At 72.9% G+C, this 13,974-nt stretch carries 12 protein-coding genes; 7 read left to right on the forward strand and 5 right to left on the reverse strand.

Annotation, left to right across the window (positions count from 1 at the left end; translation table 11 throughout):
• Nucleotides 1–36 precede the first annotated feature (36 nt).
• Entirely contained in the window at nucleotides 37–1,239 is a 1,203-nt protein-coding gene (locus tag IE124_RS09730) for a Cmx/CmrA family chloramphenicol efflux MFS transporter (protein WP_189507226.1), read from the forward strand.
• 28 nt (nucleotides 1,240–1,267) lie between these two features.
• Here the strand turns inward: IE124_RS09730 and IE124_RS09735 are convergent, their stop codons facing one another.
• Both IE124_RS09735 and IE124_RS09740 read right to left on the reverse strand, forming a co-directional pair.
• Nucleotides 1,268–1,540 carry a DUF4031 domain-containing protein gene (locus tag IE124_RS09735; RefSeq protein WP_189506879.1) on the reverse strand — a complete coding sequence of 91 codons (273 nt, stop codon included), beginning with the start codon at nucleotides 1,538–1,540 and terminating at the stop codon, nucleotides 1,268–1,270.
• Nucleotides 1,541–1,565: 25 nt separating this feature from the next.
• Nucleotides 1,566–1,922, reverse strand: a complete 357-nt coding sequence (locus IE124_RS09740) for a DUF8819 family protein (RefSeq protein WP_189506881.1) — start codon at nucleotides 1,920–1,922, stop codon at nucleotides 1,566–1,568.
• 112 nt (nucleotides 1,923–2,034) lie between these two features.
• Between IE124_RS09740 and IE124_RS09745 the strand changes: the two genes are divergently transcribed.
• The 3 genes from IE124_RS09745 (at nucleotide 2,035) to IE124_RS09755 (ending at nucleotide 5,533) form a co-directional block, all read left to right on the forward strand.
• Nucleotides 2,035–2,952: a MurR/RpiR family transcriptional regulator gene (locus tag IE124_RS09745; RefSeq protein ID WP_189506883.1), complete on the forward strand. Its 918-nt coding sequence runs from the start codon at nucleotides 2,035–2,037 to the stop codon at nucleotides 2,950–2,952.
• 76 nt (nucleotides 2,953–3,028) lie between these two features.
• Nucleotides 3,029–3,967, forward strand: a complete 939-nt coding sequence (murQ, locus tag IE124_RS09750) for an N-acetylmuramic acid 6-phosphate etherase (RefSeq protein ID WP_189506885.1) — start codon at nucleotides 3,029–3,031, stop codon at nucleotides 3,965–3,967.
• A gap of 54 nt (nucleotides 3,968–4,021) precedes the next feature.
• Nucleotides 4,022–5,533, forward strand: a complete 1,512-nt coding sequence (locus tag IE124_RS09755) for a PTS transporter subunit EIIC (RefSeq protein ID WP_189506887.1) — start codon at nucleotides 4,022–4,024, stop codon at nucleotides 5,531–5,533.
• Between the two features lie 79 nt (nucleotides 5,534–5,612).
• Here the strand turns inward: IE124_RS09755 and IE124_RS09760 are convergent, their stop codons facing one another.
• Complete coding sequence (locus tag IE124_RS09760) at nucleotides 5,613–7,148, reverse strand: alpha/beta hydrolase (protein WP_189506889.1); 1,536 nt, start codon at nucleotides 7,146–7,148, stop codon at nucleotides 5,613–5,615.
• Nucleotides 7,149–7,285: 137 nt separating this feature from the next.
• On the opposite strand from IE124_RS09760, the gene IE124_RS09765 reads away from it, so the two are divergent.
• Together IE124_RS09765 and IE124_RS09770 are read left to right on the forward strand one after the other, a co-directional pair.
• Nucleotides 7,286–8,248, forward strand: coding sequence for an aldo/keto reductase (locus tag IE124_RS09765; protein ID WP_189506891.1), 963 nt, complete (start codon nucleotides 7,286–7,288; stop codon nucleotides 8,246–8,248).
• Between the two features lie 4 nt (nucleotides 8,249–8,252).
• The gene (locus IE124_RS09770; protein ID WP_189506893.1) at nucleotides 8,253–8,981 is read left to right on the forward strand and encodes a transporter substrate-binding domain-containing protein; all 729 of its coding nucleotides are present in this window, start codon (nucleotides 8,253–8,255) and stop codon (nucleotides 8,979–8,981) included.
• 64 nt (nucleotides 8,982–9,045) lie between these two features.
• Here IE124_RS09770 and IE124_RS09775 read toward each other — a convergent pair whose 3' ends face one another.
• Nucleotides 9,046–12,150, reverse strand: a complete 3,105-nt coding sequence (locus tag IE124_RS09775; protein ID WP_189506895.1) for an FG-GAP repeat domain-containing protein — start codon at nucleotides 12,148–12,150, stop codon at nucleotides 9,046–9,048.
• 387 nt (nucleotides 12,151–12,537) lie between these two features.
• Here IE124_RS09775 and IE124_RS09780 point away from each other — a divergent pair, with 387 nt between their 5' ends.
• Nucleotides 12,538–13,275, forward strand: a complete 738-nt coding sequence (locus IE124_RS09780; protein ID WP_189506897.1) for a class I SAM-dependent methyltransferase — start codon at nucleotides 12,538–12,540, stop codon at nucleotides 13,273–13,275.
• A 16-nt stretch (nucleotides 13,276–13,291) separates the two neighbouring features.
• On the opposite strand, the gene IE124_RS09785 is transcribed toward IE124_RS09780, so the two are convergent.
• On the reverse strand, nucleotides 13,292–13,762 hold the full coding sequence (locus tag IE124_RS09785) for an SRPBCC domain-containing protein (protein WP_189506898.1): 471 nt from the start codon (nucleotides 13,760–13,762) through the stop codon (nucleotides 13,292–13,294).
• Nucleotides 13,763–13,974 lie beyond the last annotated feature (212 nt).

Consider the following 13,974-nt stretch of genomic DNA (forward strand, 5'->3'; position numbering starts at 1 on the left):
GCCGCGACGCCCGCCCCCGACCCGGCACCCACCCGGATGCCCATGGCCGTCTACATCCTCGGCCTCTCCGTCTTCGCGCTCGGCACGAGCGAGTTCATGCTCTCGGGGCTGCTCCAGGCCATCGCGGGGGACATGGACGTCTCCATCCCCCGCGCCGGGCTCCTCATCTCCGCCTTCGCGATCGGCATGGTCATCGGCGCGCCCCTGCTCGCCGTCGCCACCCTCCGGCTCCCCCGCAAGACGACCCTGATCGCCCTCATCACCGTCTTCGGCCTCGGCCAGATAGCGGGCGCGCTCGCCCCCACCTACGAGATCCTCTTCGCCTCGCGGATCATCAGCGCCTTCGCCTGCGCCGGATTCTGGGCGGTCGGCGCGGCCGTCGCCATCGCCATGGTCCCGGTGAACTCGCGCGCCCGCGCCATGGCGGTCATGATCGGCGGCCTGTCCATCGCCAACGTCCTGGGCGTCCCCGCCGGCGCCTTCCTCGGCGAGCACCTCGGCTGGCGCTCCGCGTTCTGGGCGGTCGCCGCCGCCTCCGCGATCGCGCTGGCCGGCGTCGTCACCCGCATCCCCCGCATCCCGCTCCCGGAGACGAAGCCGAGCCTCAAGCGGGAGCTGGCCGTCTACCGCGACCCGCAGGTCCTGCTCCAGGTCGTCATCGTCGCGCTCGCGGCCGGCGGCGTCTTCTGCGCCTTCTCCTACCTGGCCCCGCTCCTCACGGACGTCGCCGGACTCGACGTGAAGTGGGTCTCGGGCGTCCTCGCCCTCTTCGGCATCGGCGCCCTGGTCGGCACGGCGATCGGCGGCCGCTTCGCCGACGCCCACCTCTTCGGCGTCCTGCTCACCGGCATCGCCACCTCCACCGTCTTCCTGGTCGCCCTGACCTTCCTCGCGTCCAGCCCGGTCGCCGCGATCGCCCTCGCCTTCCTCCTCGGCGTCTCCGCCTTCTACACGGCCCCGGCCCTCAACGCCCGCATGTTCAACGTCGCCGGCGCCGCCCCCACCCTCGCGGGAGCGACCACCACCGCGGCCTTCAACCTCGGCAACACGGGCGGCCCCTGGCTCGGCGGCACGGTCATCGACGCGGGCCTCGGCTACGCCTCCCCGGCCTGGGCGGGCGCGGCGATGACGGCGACGGCCCTCGGCGCGACGGCCCTGGCGCTGAAGGTCGGGAAGTCCCCGTCCCGCGTGGTGACGTCGGGGGCTCCGCAGCAGAAGAAGGTGACCTCGCCGAGCTGACGTCCCGCGGCGCCGACACCCCCGAGCATCACGCAGCCGGAGGCCGGCTCTTCGGGCGGCGCAGGCCCGCTTCCGTGAGGCGGCGGAGGAGCTCCTTGGAGCCGACCTCGACCGCGCCGCCCGCCACCGCGTCCGCGTACCGCTCGGACGGGATGTCGTAGTGGTCGCGCTCGAAGGCGCGGGGCGGGGCGCCGATGGAGGCGGCGAAAGCGTGCAGCTCGTCGAAGGAGACGTCGCTGACCAGGTGCGACCACATGCGGCCGTGCCCCGGCCAGGTCGGCGGGTCGATGTAGAGGCTCACGCGGGGACTCCTTCCGGCCTGCGTCTCACGTCAGACCGCCCACCCTCGCGACCACCACTCCCTGCTTGCCGCAGACCCAGTGCGGGTCCGGGCCCAGCTCCGGTTCCACGTCGAGGGCGTGCGGGTCGCCCGAGGAGCAGACGGGGCAGAGCGGCCAGCGCCCGTACCGCTCGAGCAGGGCGTCCTGGACGTCCTGGGCGACGAGCCCCGCCACGTACTCCACCCCCTCGGGCCACTGCTCGACCCACCAGCGACGGTGGGTCACCGAGTCCTCCACCATCGACACGACCTCGGCGGCGGCCACCTCTCGGGCCACCAGGTCGGCCATCACCAGCGCGCGAGCAGTGTGCAGCGCCTGCTCCACCGGGTCGATCTCGTCCATGCACTCATTGTCACCCGGCACCGCGGAAGGACGAAGGTCCCGTCCGTTTCCGGGACCGATCCGGGACCGAAGGGGGCTTGTCGACCCACCCGCCCGAAAGTATCTTTCAGGTGTGACCAATGAAGTGAAGGAAAGTTTCACGAGCGACGCGCCCCCCGCACCCGCCGCCCTCGCGGCCAAGGTGCGGACCCTCGCGCCCTCCATGACCCGCTCCATGCAGCGGGTCGCCGAAGCCGTCGCCGGCGACCCGGCCGGCTGCGCCGCCCTCACGGTCACCGGCCTCGCCGAGCTCACCGGCACCAGCGAGGCGACCGTCGTCCGCACCGCCCGGCTCCTCGGCTACCCCGGCTACCGCGACCTGCGCCTCGCCCTCGCCGGCCTCGCCGCCCAGCAGCAGTCCGGCCGCGCGCCCGCCGTCACCGCCGACATCGCCGTCGACGACCCGGTGGCCGACGTCGTCGCCAAGCTGGCCTACGACGAGCAGCAGACCCTCGCCGACACCGCCGCCGGACTCGACACCGTCCAGCTCGGCGCCGCCGTCACCGCCCTCGCGACCGCCCGCCGCGTCGACATCTACGGAGTCGGCGCCTCCGGCCTCGTCGCCCAGGACCTCGCCCAGAAGCTGCTCCGCATCGGCCTGATCGCGCACGCCCACAGCGACCCGCACCTCGCCGTCACCAACGCCGTACAGCTCCGCTCCGGCGACGTCGCCATCGCCATCACCCACTCCGGCTCCACCGGCGACGTCATAGAACCGCTGCGGGTCGCCTTCGACCACGGCGCCACCACGGTCGCGATCACCGGCCGCCCGGACGGCCCGGTCACGCAGTACGCCGACCACGTCCTGACCACCTCCACCGCCCGCGAGAGCGAACTGCGCCCCGCGGCCATGTCGTCCCGCACCAGCCAACTCCTGGTCGTGGACTGTCTGTTCACCTGTGTCACCCAGCGTACGTACGAGACGGCGGCCCCTGCCCTCGCCGCCTCGTACGAAGCCCTCGCCCACCGCCACTCGCCCCGGACCCGCTGACACCCCCCGGTCAGCCGAGCGTCACACGTCGACCGCCAACGACGCCGACGACGTCCACGCATCGAAAGAGCAGCCCATGCCCACTTCCACGTACTCCGAGCTCCGCGCCCAGCTGGCCACCCTCACCACCGAGGCGTTCCGTCCCGAGCTCGCCGAGATCGACCGGCTGTCGACGCTGGAGATCGCCCGGACCATGAACGGCGAGGACCGGACCGTCCCCGCTGCCGTCGCCCGCGAGCTCCCCGCCATCGCCGCCGCGATCGACGCGACGGCCGAGCGCATGGCGCGCGGCGGCCGGCTGATCTACCTGGGCGCCGGCACCGCGGGCCGCCTCGGCGTCCTCGACGCCAGCGAGTGCCCGCCCACCTTCAACACCGACCCCTCCCAGGTCGTCGGCCTGATCGCGGGCGGCCCCACCGCCATGGTCAAGGCCGTCGAAGGCGCCGAGGACTCCAAGGAACTGGCGGTGGAGGACCTCACCGCGCTCGGCCTCACCGAGAACGACACCGTGGTCGGCATCTCCGCCTCCGGCCGCACCCCGTACGCCATCGGCGCCGTCGAACACGCCCGCGCGCACGGGGCGCTGACCATCGGCCTGTCGTGCAACGCGGACAGCGCGCTCGCCGCCGCCGCCGAGCACGGCATCGAGGTCGTCCCCGGCCCCGAGCTCCTCACCGGCTCCACCCGCCTCAAGGCCGGCACCGCCCAGAAGCTCGTCCTCAACATGATCTCGACCATCACGATGATCCGCCTCGGCAAGACCTACGGAAACCTGATGGTCGACGTCCGCGCCTCCAACGAGAAGCTCCAGGCGCGCTCGCGGCGGATCGTCGCCCTGGCCACCGGCGCCCCGGACGAGCAGATCGAGGCCGCGCTCACCGCCGCCGACGGAGAGGTGAAGAACGCGATCCTCATGATCCTCGCCGACCTCGACGCCCCCACCGCAGCCCGTCGGCTCACCGTCTCCCAGGGCCACCTGCGCGCGGCCCTGCACGCGACCGAGCCCACCGCGTAGCCCCCGCGACGCAGCAAGGCATCCCCTCACAGCGACAGCAAGGCCCACCGCACCATGAGCACAGACGACAAGAACCGCGCCATCGCCGCCGCGATCCTCCCCCTCGTCGGCGGCGCCGGGAACATCAGCACCGTGGCCCACTGCATGACCCGCCTCCGGCTGGGGCTGCGTGACCGCTCGCTCGTCCAGGACGAGGCCCTCAAGGCCCTGCCGGCCGTGATGGGCGTGGTGGAGGACGACACGTACCAGATCGTCCTCGGCCCCGGCACCGTCGCCCGCGTGACCCCGGAGCTGGAGGCCCTGGTGGCCGAGGCCCCGAAGCCCGCGCACTCCGCCGAGGACCTGGCGGCGCAGGGAGCGGCCCTGAAGGCCGCGCAGAAGCAGCAGAACGCCACCCCGTTCAAGCTCTTCCTGCGCAGGATCGCGAACATCTTCGTCCCGCTGATCCCCGCCCTCATCGGCTGCGGCATCATCGCCGGCCTCAACGGCCTGCTGATCAACCTCGGCTGGCTGCCGGGCGTCACCCCCGCACTCGCCGCCATCGCGAGCGGCTTCATGGCGCTCATCGCGGTCTTCGTCGGCTACAACACGGCGAAGGAGTTCGGCGGTACGCCGGTCCTCGGCGGCGCGGTCGCGTCCATCATCGTCTTCGCGGGCGTCGCGAAGATCGACGTCTTCGGCCAGACGCTCTCCCCCGGACAGGGCGGTGTGCTCGGCGCGCTGGGAGCGGCGGTCCTCGCCGTGTACGTGGAGAAGTGGTGCCGCCGTTGGGTGCCGGAGTCCCTGGACGTCCTGGTCACCCCGACCCTGACCGTCCTGATCTCGGGCCTGGTCACCGTCTTCGGCCTGATGTTCGTCGCCGGTGAGGTCTCCACCGCGATCGGCGAGTTCGCGAACTGGCTCCTGGCGAACGCGGGCGCCGGCGCCGGCTTCCTCCTCGGCGGCCTCTTCCTCCCGCTCGTCATGCTCGGCCTGCACCAGGCACTCATCCCGATCCACACCACGCTCATCGAGCAGCAGGGTTACACGGTCCTCCTCCCCATCCTCGCGATGGCGGGCGCCGGCCAGGTCGGCGCGGCCATGGCGGTCTACCTGAAGCTCCCGCGCAACGGCTCCATCCGCCGCACCATCAGGTCCGCCCTCCCCGCCGGCTTCCTGGGCGTCGGCGAGCCCCTGATCTACGGCGTCTCGCTCCCCCTGGGCCGCCCCTTCGTCACGGCCTGCGTCGGCGGAGCGTTCGGCGGCGGCTTCGTCGGACTCTTCAGCATGCTGGGCGACTCGGTCGGCTCGACCGCGATCGGCCCGTCGGGCTGGGCGCTCTTCCCGCTCCTCGACGGCAACAAGGGCCTCGGCGAGACGATCGCGATCTACGCGGGCGGGCTGCTCGTCGGCTACGCGGTCGGGTTCGTGGCGACGTACTTCTGGGGCTTCGGCAAGGAGCTCCTGGAGGAGTTCGACGTCGACACGGAGGCCCCTGCGGAGGTCCCGGTGACGGCGGGAACCCCGGCCGACACCCCGGCCGGCACTCCGCCCCCGGCCCTGGAGCCGGAACCGGCGAAGGTCTGACCGACCCGGTCGGCGGTACGGGGAAGGGCCCGGCAGCACCAGCTGCCCGGGCCCTTCCCCGTATCCCCTCCCCACGCCGTCAGCGGCAGAGCACGTCCCCGGACGGCCGCACGCCCTCGGTCAGGTAGCGGGTCACCGCCGCGTCGCCGCACGCGTTGCCGTTGCCGAGGTAGACGCCGTGCCCTCCGTGGTCGACCGAGACGAGACGCGCCCGCTCGCCGAGGGCCGCCCGCATCCTCAGCCCGTTGGCGTAAGGCGTCGAGGGGTCGCGGAGGTTCTGGATCATCAGGATGTTCGAGGGCCCCCGGTCGGTGATCCGGACCGGCTTCTCCACCGCTCCGCCCTTCCAGAAGGAACAGGGCGTGATGTTCGCCGGCATCCCCGCCGTGAGCGGGTACCGCGCCCGGTCCTTCGCCACGGCCCGCTCGTACGCCGGCACGGACCCGGGCCAGTTCACGTCGTTGCAGATCACGCCCACGGTGATGGCCGCGGCGTCGTCCGGCAGCGCGCCCGCCAGCTCACGCGGCAGCACCGGCCGGCCCTCCGGGTCGAGCGCCTCCGTCACGAGCTGCGCGAAGGCCGGGAAGTACCCGTCGGAGTAGAGGGCGAGGTGGAAGGCCTGGAGCAGCATCGACCCCGTGAGCGGAGGCCCGGCCTTCACGGGCTCCCCCGGCGCCCCGGGGACCACCGAGGCGTGCGGCTCGCGGTCGAGGCGGGCCGCCAGGTCCATGAGCACACCCCGTACGTCCTCGGGGCGCTCCGCGAGCCGCAGCCCCGCGTCCGCCCGGTCCGGGTGCGCCGCCCAGGCCGCGAAGTCCGGCATGCGGTCCTCGGCGCCCCGCGCCATGCCCTCCAGCCAGCCCCGGGCCACCCGCCTCGGGTCGGGGTCGTTGCTGCTGTCGAGGACCCAGCGGTCGGTCCGGTGCGGGTACTTCTCCGCGTACGCGGCCGCCACGTACGTCCCGTACGACACGCTCCACGCCGACAGCCTCCGCTCGCCGAGCGCCTGCCGCAGCCGCTCCAGGTCCCGCACCTGGTTGGCGGTGGTCAGCCCGCGCAGCATGGCACCCCCGTTCCGGGCACAGGCCTCGGCGACCCGCTTCGACCGGGCCACGTTCTCCCCGATCCCGCCGTCCGCGTCCGGCCACGACCGCAGCGTCATCATCCACCGGTCGGCCTCGTCGAGCCCGCACGAGGCCTTGGCGGAGCCGCCGATGCCGCGCGGGTCGAAGGCCACGAGGTCGTAGGCCCCGGCCGTCTCCTTCGCCAGCGCGGCGCCCTTCTGCGCCAGCCGCTGCACCCCGGAGCTGCCGGGCCCGCCGGGGATCACCATCAGGGTGCCGCGCCGCGCCTCGGGCCGGGTGCTGGGCAGCCGGGAGACGGCGAGCCCGATCTGCTCGCCGTGGGGATCGGCGTAGTCCAGGGGTACGGAGAGCGTGGCGCACTGCTGCCCGGGCAGCGGCCGCACGGCCGGGGCGCAGTCGCCCCACGTCAGCCCCGCCGCACCGGCGGTCGCGGCGGCGGCGGTGGCACCGCCCCCGGTGAGGGCGGCACCGGCGACGGCGGCGGCGGAGAGGGCGAGGAGAAGCGTCTTGCGTCCACGGTTCGTTGTCATGCGCACAGCCTCGCGCCCGGCGCGCGCCCGCCCCATCCGGCAGGCACGCGACTCCCGGGTAGGGGCAACCCCCGTAAAGAAAGGGGGTGTTCGGAATCTCCTGGCGGCCACCCCCGCCCCGGGAGATCATCCTGCCCATGACCTCCACACCCACACCCACACCCCTCACCCCTCCCCTCTCCACCCCCCTCCCCGCCGCCTCGGCATCCGGCACCTGGACCCTGGGCGGCGAACTCACCGTCAACCGGATCGGGTTCGGCGCGATGCGGCTGCCCCAGCGCGGTGAGGCGCTCGTCGAGACCGCCGTACCGAGGGACCGCGCGGAAGCGATCGCCGTCCTGCGCAAGGCCGTCGACCTGGGCGTGAACCACATCGACACGGCCGCCTTCTACTTCTCCCCGACCCGCTCCGCCAACGAGCTGATCAGCAGCGCCCTCGGCGGCCCCTACCCCGACGACCTCGTCATCGCCACCAAGGTCGGCCCCTGCCGCGACGCCTCCGGCGCCTGGGGCACCCACGCGCGCACCCCCGAAGCCCTGCGCGGCCAGGTCGAGGAGAACCTGCGCCAGCTCGGCCGCGACCACCTGGACCTCGTCAACCTCCGCATCGTCGGCACCGACTCGATCGCCGACCGCTTCGGCGCCCTCGCCGAGCTCCGCCAGGCCGGCCTCATCCGCCATCTCGGGGTCTCCAACATCACCCCCGAGCAGCTCGGCGAGGCACAGGCCATCGCCCCCGTCGTCTGCGTGCAGAACATGTACGGGATAGGCGTCCGCCCCGAGTACGAGGACTTCGTGCGCCTCTGCGGCGAACAGGGCATCGCCTTCGTGCCGTTCTACGCGATCGCCGCGGCCGGCCGGCAGGGCGGAGCCACCGCCGCCGAGATCCCCGAGGTGCTCGCCGTCGCCGAGGCCCACGGCGCGAGCGCCGCCCAGGTCCGCATCGCCTGGACCCTCCACCAGGGCCCCCACCTGCTCGCCATCCCCGGCACCGGCGACCCCGCCCACCTCGCCGCCAACGTCGAGGCGGGCGCCCTCCGGCTGACCCCCGAGGACCTGGCCCTCCTGAACGGCCTCCACCACGCGCCTGAGGCAGGCTGACCCCATGACGACCTCACCGAACTCCGCGCACATCGCCGCCGACCTGGCCCCCACCGGCACCCTGCGCGCCTCGATCAACCTCGGGAACCCGGTCCTCGCACAGGGCACGCCCGAGGCACCGACGGGCATCACGGTCGACCTGGCGCGCGAGATCGGCGCCCGCCTCGGCCTCCCCGTCGAACTGCTCTGCTTCGACGCGGCGCGCAAGTCCTTCGAGGCGATGGCGGAGGGCCGCGCCGACCTCTGCTTCCTGGCGGTCGACCCGGCGCGCGAGAAGGAGGTCGCCTTCACCGCCCCGTACGTCGTCATCGAGGGCGTGTACGCGGTCCCCCGCGACTCCGGCCTCGCCACCGTCGAGGACGTCGACGCCCCCGGCGTCCGGATCGGCGTCAAGCAGGGCTCGGCGTACGACCTGTTCCTCTCCCGCTCCCTCGCGCACGCGACGGTCGTGCGCGGCGACGAGGGCGTCGACGTGTTCCGCGCCGAGGGCCTGGAGGCGGGCGCGGGCATCCGGCAGCCGATGACGGCCCACGCCGCCGCGCACCCGGACGTCCGGCTGATCGAGGGCCGTTTCATGGAGATCCGCCAGGCGGTCGGCACGACCGTCGGCCGCCGCCCCGAGACCATCGCCTTCCTCCGCGAGACGATCGAAACCCTGAAGACCGACGGCTTCGTCACCACCTCCCTCGCCCACGCGGGCCAGGACCCCGCGCTCGTGGCGCCGCCGGCGTGAGGGGACGCCCGAGGGCCCGACCGCACCACGGCGGCCGGGCCCTCGGGACTCGGGAACGTCCGGATCAGTAGAGCCCCTTGAAGACGCTCCATCCGCTGCCGATGGCCACCCGGCCGCCGTAGCCCCCGGTCCCGGTGTCGCTGTAGCGCCACAGCTTCCCGGCGGTGTCGCGGGCCAGGAGGTCGGCACGCCCGTCGCCGGACAGGTCGCCGACGCCGACGAGCGAGGAGTACCCGCCCCAGCCGCCGCCGACCTTCACCCGGGCGGTGACGCCGCCGGTCGCGGTGCCGTGGTACCGCCACAGCACTCCGGTCGCGTCGATCCCCAGCAGGTCACCACGACCGTCGCCGTTGAGATCCCCGGCGCCGACGATCTTCTTGTACAGCTTCCAGTTCGTCCCGATCCTCACCCGGCTCTTGACCCGGTGGTCGGCGGTGCCGCCGTAGAAGTACATGTCACCGGTGGAGGCCTGGCGGGCGATCAGGTCGGCGTGTCCGTCACCGTTCGCGTCGCCCGGCGAGGTCAGCACGTCGTACTGGCCCCAGCCCGAACCGACGACCGTGTACGGCGAGGAGGCGGACAGCACCTTCCCGCAGCCCGGCCGGTAGGCCCGCAGCTGGTCGCCGACGCGCACGTACACGTCCGCGCAGCGGTCGCCGTTCAGGTCACCGGTGGGAACGAACACCGACGAGGTCGCGAACTTCGCGCCCGTACCGGCGATCCGCGCCGACAGCGCGCCCGTACCGGTACCCCGGTACATCGACACGAGCCCGGCCGTGTCCATCACCAGCAGATCCCCGAACCCGTCGTCCCCGGCGAGGTCGCGGCGCACGGCGGCGCCGCCCGTCACGGAGAGGGCCCCGGACTGGACGAGATCGGCGCCGTGGCCATCGGCCGGCTTCACCGTCAGGGTCCAGGTGTGGGCACCGTTCGCGACGAACTTCCCGGCCGCGTCCTTGCCGTCCCAGACAGGAGCGACGATGCCACGGCCCTCACCGGTGAGGGTGCGGACGGTCGCGCCGGTCGCCTTGCGCTTGAGCGCGAGGGACCACTTGCCAGGCTTGGACAGGTTCCAACGCGGCTTCCAGGAGCCGGACTTGATGTTCACCGACGACGGCACCGACGAGTCGAGGGCCGTCACGCGGCTGGTGACACCACCGAGGCCGACGACGTGGATCCGCTGCTGGGAGTCGACGAAGGCGATGCCCCCGCCGAAGCGGTCGATCGCCCAGCTCCGGACATCGTCGGAAACGCCAGGTGTGAGGGTTCCGGCGGTGCGCACGACGGGCGCGCCGGAGCGGACGTCGATCACCCTCAGCGAGTGGCCGCCGTTCCCGTTGGACTCGGTGTAGGCGATGAAGCCGTCACCCAGAGACGGCCGGGCGTACGAGGACGTCTGGAAGCGGACCGATGTCCTCGTCTCCCGGTCGTACACGACGGTGGACGTGTTGTCCTGGCACTGAGCGTAGATCCACTTGCCGACGACCTCGAAGTCGAAGGTGCCGCAGTTCGTCCCGAGGTCCACCGTCGCGACGGTGGACCCGGTGCGCAGGTCGACGGCAGAGACGGTGTCGTTCTCCACCGAAGCGGTCCAGAGCCAGGTGCCCCACAGGGACTGGTTCCCGGTGTCGGAAACCGAGAGGACCTTGCCGGTCTCGATGTCCGCGACGACCGAACGGGTCATGCTGTTCTCGTAGGCGAGGAAATGCACATAGCGGCCGTAAGCGCTGGAGATGCGGGCGGGAGTGAGCCTGCGCGTGGTGTCCAGCGTGATCTTGCGCGTGGTCGCGCCCGGCGCGGCCGTGGTCACGTGCACCGTCGGGGCGCACCAGCCGCAGGGCCACTCCCCGCGGACCCCCGGACGGTCGTCCGCCCCGAGCCTGACGAGACGCCCGTCCCCGGTGTCGGCCCAGCGGGCGCCGACGGACCCCGGAAGGTAGGGCTCGGCGCACGGCGACGTGCCGGCGGAGGTCACGGCGCAGTTCCAGACGGGGGCGGCCGTACGCGGCTCGGCGAGCGACACGTCGTAGCCCCGGAGGTCACGGTATCCGTCCTCGTGCTCGGTGGTGACCCGGCCGTTGGCCAGGGTCAGACCGGTCCGCTGTTTCGGCAGGGGCGGGATCGCGAGGACCTGCGCGGTGACGGGCACACCCGTGGCGCCCAGGGTGATCCGCCGTATGCCCCAGTGGGTCGAGTCGGTGCCGCCGGCGACGTACAGGGAACCGTCCGGACCGGTCCGCACCTCGCTGTTGGCGGAGACGCCCAGGGCGACGGTCTCGCCGCTGATCAGCGAGGTCGCCTGGAGCGGATGCGGCTGGCCCCCATAGCCGTGGTAGCCGACGACCCAGTCGCCGAGAAGCCCGAGGCGGACCTCGGAGTTGTAGGAGTCGTCGGGCAGCTTGACGGTCGTACCGGGTGCGGAGGGCTTCGCACGGGGGACGACGAGCCCCTCCGCCGTGCCGTCGGCGGTGTACACGAGGATCGAGTCGGCGGTGAAGGCGGCCCTGGCCGCATATGCGCCGCCGGGCGGGGTCGCGACCGGGGCGAAGACACCGGTGGCGAAGTCCACGTACCCGAGCGCCCAGGCCGCATCGGCGGCGTTCCGGTAGAGGAGGAGGGCACCGGCCTCGTCGAAGCCCCGGACCTCCGGATCCTTGATGCCCTCGGCCGTCTGCACCACGGCGTCCGCCGGGGCGTTCTCGCCGAGGCCCAGCAGGTGCAGAGTCGCGGACCGCTCGGCGTCCGTGGTGAAGCTGAGGTGACGGTTCATACCGAAGGCCGCCATGGGGTGGTGGCCTTCGGGCTTCGGCCTCGTCGTGGTGACGCCGGTGGCCCAGTCGTGGACGGAGATCTGCTCGCGGTAGACGGAGGGGCAACCGAACCGGTCTCCGGAGACCGCGCGCATCGAGACATCGCAGTTGGGGCGGCGCTCCACCCGCCCGTCCGTCAGGCTCTGCCAGCGCAGCTCCCGCGTCACGGGGTCGGTGGTCTGGACGCCGGTCCCGACGCCATGGACCTCCTGGCCCGGCGGGGTGACGCTCGGCGGCGCGTCGATCGTCAGCTCGTACGGTGCGACGGTCGCGGCCACGGCGGCGGGGGCGACGGCGGCAAGGCCGGTGACCCCCAGGGCCGTGCTCAACGCGAGCGCGACAACTCTTCGGACGGACAAGTACGGGTCCCCTCGTGCGTGACAGGCTCGTGCGGAACGACAGAAAAACGGAAGCGGCATGCACGGGAGGGTGGGCACGGCAGGAAGGGCAGCGCGGTGCGGACCGCGCGCGGCCGGGGGCCGGCGGGACCCCCCCTGTCGGCAGCGGGATCGTACCCATGCGCGATCGAACCGCGCCAGAAAGTTCCTGTCGGGGGGCGCGAAATGGCCTCTTCCCGCCCCTGTACGGGGCTTCTCAGGGCCCCGGACCCCGCCCAGGACCCCCGGGGTCCGCCACCTCGCCGACCAGCCGTCCCGTGCCCGCACAACAGCCCCCAACACCCCATCTGACCTGGGCTTTTACTCTCCATCCCCCTATCCTGGAGATCAACTCGGAGGGGGATCCCGATGGACCTGAACAACCGTGACATCCGCACGCTCGACGACGTCCTGAAGCTGCTCGACGGACTCTTCGCGCCCGACGCCGACCGGTGGACGGCAGGGGGTGCCGACTGGTGGGACGGCTTCTACGCGGACCGGGACAAGCCCGTGCCGTTCTTCGTCGCGAAGCCGGACGAGAACCTCGTCTCGTACGTCGAGCGGGGCCTGCTCCCGGCCGGCGGGCGGGCCCTCGACCTCGGGTGCGGGCCCGGGCGGAACACCTTGTACCTCGCGTCGCTCGGGTACGAGGTGGACGCCGTCGACCTCTCCGCCACCGCGATCCGCTGGGCCGAGGAACGCACCGCCGAAGCCGGTGCGGCGGGGGTGCGGTTCGTGAACGGCGACGCCTTCGTCGCCGCCCCGGACGGCCCGTACGACCTCGTCTACGACTCCGGCTGCTTCCACCACCTGCCCCCGCACCGCCGCGTCAGCTACCTCGCGCTGCTCGACCGCGTCCTCGCGCCCGGCGGGCACTTCGCGCTCACGGCGTTCGCCGCCGGGGAGGGCGGCATGGGCTCGGAGCTGCCGGACGCCGACTTCTACCGGCGGGGCAAGCTGGAAGGCGGACTCGCCTACAGCGACACGGAGTTGCGCGCGATCTTCCGCGACCTGACGGAGATCGACGTCCGCCGCATGCACGACGAGCCCCCCACGTCCCCGAACTTCGGGGAGTCGTTCCTCTGGACGGCCCTCTTCCGCCGCTGAGACGCGGGGCCCCTACTCACATGGTCCGCAGATGTTCCGCGAGGCGGTCGTACTGCTCCCGTACCCCCGCCTCCATGCCCGCCGCCAGCGCCTGGTCCCGGATCTCGTTCGAGGGCCAGAGCGAGGTGCTGGTCAGGGCCGTGCCGCCGTCCGGGGTCGCGTCGAAGGTGAGGGTGACGCGGACCGGATCGGCGTCCGGCATCTGCTCGAAGAGCTCCGTGTAGTCGAGCCGCTCCGCCGGGACGACCTCCTCGTACGTGCCGGAGAAGACGATCTGCTGGCCGTCCGGCGCGGTCTGGCCCCAGCGCCACGCGCCACCCACCCGCAGGTCGATGTCGACGACCGTCGTCGTCAGCGCCGAGACCCCGTACCAGACCCGCACGTGCTCGGGGCGCGTCCAGGCCTCCCACAGCCGGCCCGGCGGGGCGTCGAAGGTCCGGGTGATGACCAGCTCGCGGTCGGCGGGTGTCGTCAGCAGGGTGACCATGGCCTCGGCCCTTCCACCGTGTCCCTTTCGGTCCCTTCCAGGATTACTCGGGCACGCCCGGCCGGCCACTCCCGGAAAGGGAGTGAACACGTTCAACAGGTGAGCGCTAAAGTTCTGCCACGCGGCCGCCCCCGATCACGGGCGACGCCGCCATCACAGACCTGTGGGGGGTCCCTTTGCCGCGCTCAACGCGCAGGCTTCCGCACGCCCTT

The organism is Streptomyces narbonensis (assembly GCF_014649015.1).
Lineage (GTDB): Bacteria > Actinomycetota > Actinomycetes > Streptomycetales > Streptomycetaceae > Streptomyces > Streptomyces narbonensis.

Coding starts and splice junctions, on each gene's coding strand:
- IE124_RS09730 (WP_189507226.1), top strand. CDS start 37: ATGCCCATGGCCGTCTACATCCTCGGCCTCTCCGTCTTCGCGCTCGGC.
- IE124_RS09740 (WP_189506881.1), bottom strand. CDS start 1,922: ATGGACGAGATCGACCCGGTGGAGCAGGCGCTGCACACTGCTCGCGCG.
- murQ (WP_189506885.1), top strand. CDS start 3,029: ATGCCCACTTCCACGTACTCCGAGCTCCGCGCCCAGCTGGCCACCCTC.
- IE124_RS09755 (WP_189506887.1), top strand. CDS start 4,022: ATGAGCACAGACGACAAGAACCGCGCCATCGCCGCCGCGATCCTCCCC.
- IE124_RS09760 (WP_189506889.1), bottom strand. CDS start 7,148: ATGACAACGAACCGTGGACGCAAGACGCTTCTCCTCGCCCTCTCCGCC.
- IE124_RS09765 (WP_189506891.1), top strand. CDS start 7,286: ATGACCTCCACACCCACACCCACACCCCTCACCCCTCCCCTCTCCACC.
- IE124_RS09770 (WP_189506893.1), top strand. CDS start 8,253: ATGACGACCTCACCGAACTCCGCGCACATCGCCGCCGACCTGGCCCCC.
- IE124_RS09780 (WP_189506897.1), top strand. CDS start 12,538: ATGGACCTGAACAACCGTGACATCCGCACGCTCGACGACGTCCTGAAG.
- IE124_RS09785 (WP_189506898.1), bottom strand. CDS start 13,762: ATGGTCACCCTGCTGACGACACCCGCCGACCGCGAGCTGGTCATCACC.